At 43.1% G+C, this 3,783-nt stretch carries 2 protein-coding genes; both read left to right on the top strand.

The features are described 5' to 3' along the window. Window positions 1–147 precede the first annotated feature (147 nt). On the top strand, window positions 148–2,814 hold the full coding sequence (locus tag CWC14_RS18125) for a bifunctional acetate--CoA ligase family protein/GNAT family N-acetyltransferase (RefSeq protein ID WP_028835638.1): 2,667 nt from the start codon (window positions 148–150) through the stop codon (window positions 2,812–2,814). 8 nt (window positions 2,815–2,822) lie between these two features. Continuing rightward, window positions 2,823–3,767, top strand: a complete 945-nt coding sequence (locus CWC14_RS18120) for an ion transporter (RefSeq protein WP_138564286.1) — start codon at window positions 2,823–2,825, stop codon at window positions 3,765–3,767. Window positions 3,768–3,783 lie beyond the last annotated feature (16 nt).

The following is a 3,783-nucleotide window of genomic DNA, read 5'->3' as shown; positions in this document are numbered from 1 at the left end:
ATACCAAACAGACTGCTGCAAGTTTAACCTTGAAAGGTCAACAGACCCTAATATCAATAATATGCACGTTCACGCTCGAAAAAACACTATAAACAGGTTACATTGAGAAGGTATAGATAGCAAAACTTAATCAGCCAAGGAAACGCAATGAGTCTAAAACGTATTAGCCAGTTTTTTAATCCAAGCTCAGTCGCTGTTATTGGGGCATCAAACACCCCCACTCGGGCTGGTAATGTGGTAATGCGTAATTTATTACAAGGGGGCTTTAAAGGGCCCATCATGCCTGTTACACCCAATCATACTGCAGTGCATGGCGTATTGGCTTACCCAAGTATTGAAGCCCTTCCCAAAGTACCTGATTTAGCCGTTATCTGTACCAATAAAAACACCTTAATGAAAATTATTGAACAGCTAGGTACGCTGGGGTGCCATAGCGCTATTATTATTGCTGATGGTCTAACAAGTACTCAAAAACAAGAACTTAAAGATAACGCTGCAAAGCATAAAGTGACGCTGCTTGGCTCAAATTGCTTAGGGTTACTTATTCCGCACATAGGTTTAAACGCGAGTTTTTCGCACACTGTTGCCACGCCAGGTAAACTGGCTTTTGTGTCGCAATCAGCGGCTGTTTGCTCAACGATTCTTGATTGGGCTAAAAATAAAGAAATTGGCTTTTCATACTTTGTATCAATGGGAGATTGTTTAGATATTGAGTTTGACGAAATACTCGACTTTTTAGGCCGCGATGCTAAAACCAAAGCTATCCTACTTTACATAGATAACATTAATGATATTCGCAGCTTTATTTCTGCCGCGCGTGCGGCGGCATTTTCTAAGCCCGTTATTGCCATTAAAACGGGCAGAACCAGTGCAGGCGCTCTTGCCGCTGAAATACACACCGGCGGAAAACAAAGCTCAGATGCAGTATATGATGCCATGTTTCAACGTGCAGGGATGTTGAGAGTAAATGATTTGCGTGAACTCTTTGCCGCCACTCAAACCTTGGCAATGCACCCCAAATTACTGCAAGTAGAGCAGCTAACTATATTAACTAATGGCGGCGGCCCTGGAGTGATGGCCGTTGATGAACTTATTCAAAGCTCAGGTAAACTTGCTCAGCTTAGTGATGAAACGCGCGAAGCACTCAATAAAGTGATCCCACATTCAGACACAACATCAAACCCTGTCGATATATTTGGCGATTCTGCGCCAGTGCGTTACAAACACGCATTAGAAATACTGCTTAATGCTAAAGAAGTTAAAAACTTACTGATCATTCATACTCCATCGGCATTGGCCCCGAGTGAAAATTACGCTCAGGTTATTGTTGAGGCACTGAACAAATTACCAAAAATGGCACGCCCGTATGTGATCACTAATTTCATGGGAGAAGATGCCGCCTTCGCAGCCAGACGCATCTGCGCAAATAACGCCATTCCGACCTATCGTACCCCAGAAGGCGCAGTAGGTGCCTTTATGCACTTAGTAAGCTATCGTCGTAACCAAAAACATTTAACCCAAACGCCAGAATCAAACACCGATGATGCGACTATTAATAAAGTAGCAGCGAAAGCAGCTATTAAAGAGTTTTTAAATGATGAGCAACATTACTTATCAACCCATCAAGCGAGTCAAATTTTAAGTAGCTACGGTATAGACTGTATCCAAACTGAAGTAGCCTACACCCCTACTGAGGCAAAAGAGCAAGCAATAGAGCTAGGTTTTCCGGTCGCATTAAAGTTGATGAGCCCCAGCATTCCCTCTAAGTCTGAAGTCGGTGGCGTAGTACTCAACCTCAATGATGCGCAAGAGGTAGAACAAACGGCATTTGCCATGCTGTTAAGAATAAAAAACACCTACCCTGATGCTATTATTGATGGCTTTTCGTTACAAAAAATGGCGCCTAGAGCAGGTGCCAATGAACTGCGCATAGCCATTAAAACAGAGCCTAATTTTGGGCCAGTTATTTTATTAGGTGAAGCTGGCACAGGGCTTGAGTACGCTCAAGCGGCGGTGGCCTTGCCACCACTGAATATGAACCTAGCTAAATATTTAATTGCCGCCGCCCATGATAAGGGAGTTCTTAAAGATCGCATTCTGCCAGAAAAAGTAGATAAATATCGTTTATGTGCGCTACTGACCCGAATTTCTCAACTCGTTGTCGATCAACCCGATATCACCTCGTTAGAGCTAAATCCTATTTTAGCCAGTAATGGGCAGTTTTTAGTCCTTGATGCCACCATGAACCTAAATCAGTATCAGGTTCAGGCGCACCGAAAACGTTTATCAATCCGCCCTTATCCTATTGAGCTGGTTGAAACGGTGACCCTAAAAAATAAGACCTTAGCAACGCTCAGACCAATCAAACCAGAAGATGAGCAGGCACATCAAGAGTTTGACCGCTCCTTAAGCAAAGAAGATAGATACAAGCGCTTTTTTGGTGAATTGCCACAATTTAACCATGATCAACTCGCTAAAATGACGCAAATTGATTACGACCGCGAGATGGCATTTATTGTTACCCAAACACAAGACGAGCAACAGCACACATTAGGGGTTTCGCGAGTGATTATGGATCCCGATAACTTACAAGCAGAGTTTGCCATTGTGGTACGTTCTGATTGCCAAGGACTTGGGTTAGGGCGTATTTTAATGAACGCGGCTATTTCTCACTGCAGACGCCAAGGCGTGAAAACGGTTGAAGGTATCACCCTGCCAGAAAATACCGGCATGATTGAGTTGGCTCGTAAACTCGGGTTTAAAATAAGTCGTGATTTTGAAGAAGGCAGTATCAATATGCTGCTCACATTGTAATAGGTACTATGCGTAAACTAAGACAAACCATAAACCAAGTATTTGAAGCGTCAGGTAAGTATCAGCGAGCGGGACACATTTTAGATGTCATACTGATCAGCATCATTATGATTAATGTGGTGGCGATTGTGCTTGAGTCGGTGCACAGCATCGCAACCGAGTACTATAGCGAGTTTTTAATCTTGGAGCTGGTATCAGTGGCTATATTTAGTGCTGAATACCTAATACGTGCTTGGACCTGTGTCGATCGCTTAAAGTACGCCTCCATGAATTGCTCAAATACACAAAAACGGATTCGATATATTTTATCACCACTGGCAATTATCGATTTAATTGCCATTTTGCCTAGTTTATTAATGTTTTTCTTTGCTATCGATTTGCGTTTTTTACGGGTACTGCGGTTGTTGCGGGTATTTAAGCTCACCCGTTACTCTCGAGCAATGCAATTGTTATTGCAGGCGTTTATTGATGAGTCGAGTTCATTACTGGCGGCATTTTTTATTATGTCTGTGGTACTTATTTTAGCCTCTTGCGGTATTTATTTATTAGAGCACGACATTCAACCAGACAAGTTCGGCTCTATTCCTGCAGCCATGTGGTGGGCAATGGCAACCCTAACTACGGTTGGTTATGGCGATGTTGTGCCTATAACGCCTATTGGTAAACTATTTGGTGGCGTAATCACTTTGGTGAGTATGGGGATGGTTGCCATACCAACCGGTTTATTAGCGTCGAGTTTCTCAGAGCAAATACGCAAACGTCGCCAGCTATTTGAAGATGCCACCCACGAGAAAATAACCGATGGTAAGCTCACTGATGAGCAGATGCATCACCTTGAGGAGTTACGCTACAAACTAGGGCTAAGTAAACTAGAGGCCAATAAAGCAATAAAAGCGGAGCTAAATAAACGCAGCTCACACTTATTTTGCCGTCACTGTGGTAAGCGTCCTTAACCTGAACTCTGGTTAA

Source organism: Pseudoalteromonas sp. S3260 (genome assembly GCF_005886925.1).
Taxonomy (GTDB): domain Bacteria; phylum Pseudomonadota; class Gammaproteobacteria; order Enterobacterales; family Alteromonadaceae; genus Pseudoalteromonas; species Pseudoalteromonas tetraodonis.
This window is presented reverse-complemented; position numbering and strand designations above follow the sequence as displayed.

What these genes read in the sequence shown, in the direction of transcription:
- CWC14_RS18125 (WP_028835638.1), top strand. Translation starts at nt 148, where the DNA reads ATGAGTCTAAAACGTATTAGCCAGTTTTTTAATCCAAGCTCAGTCGCT.
- CWC14_RS18120 (WP_138564286.1), top strand. Translation starts at nt 2,823, where the DNA reads ATGCGTAAACTAAGACAAACCATAAACCAAGTATTTGAAGCGTCAGGT.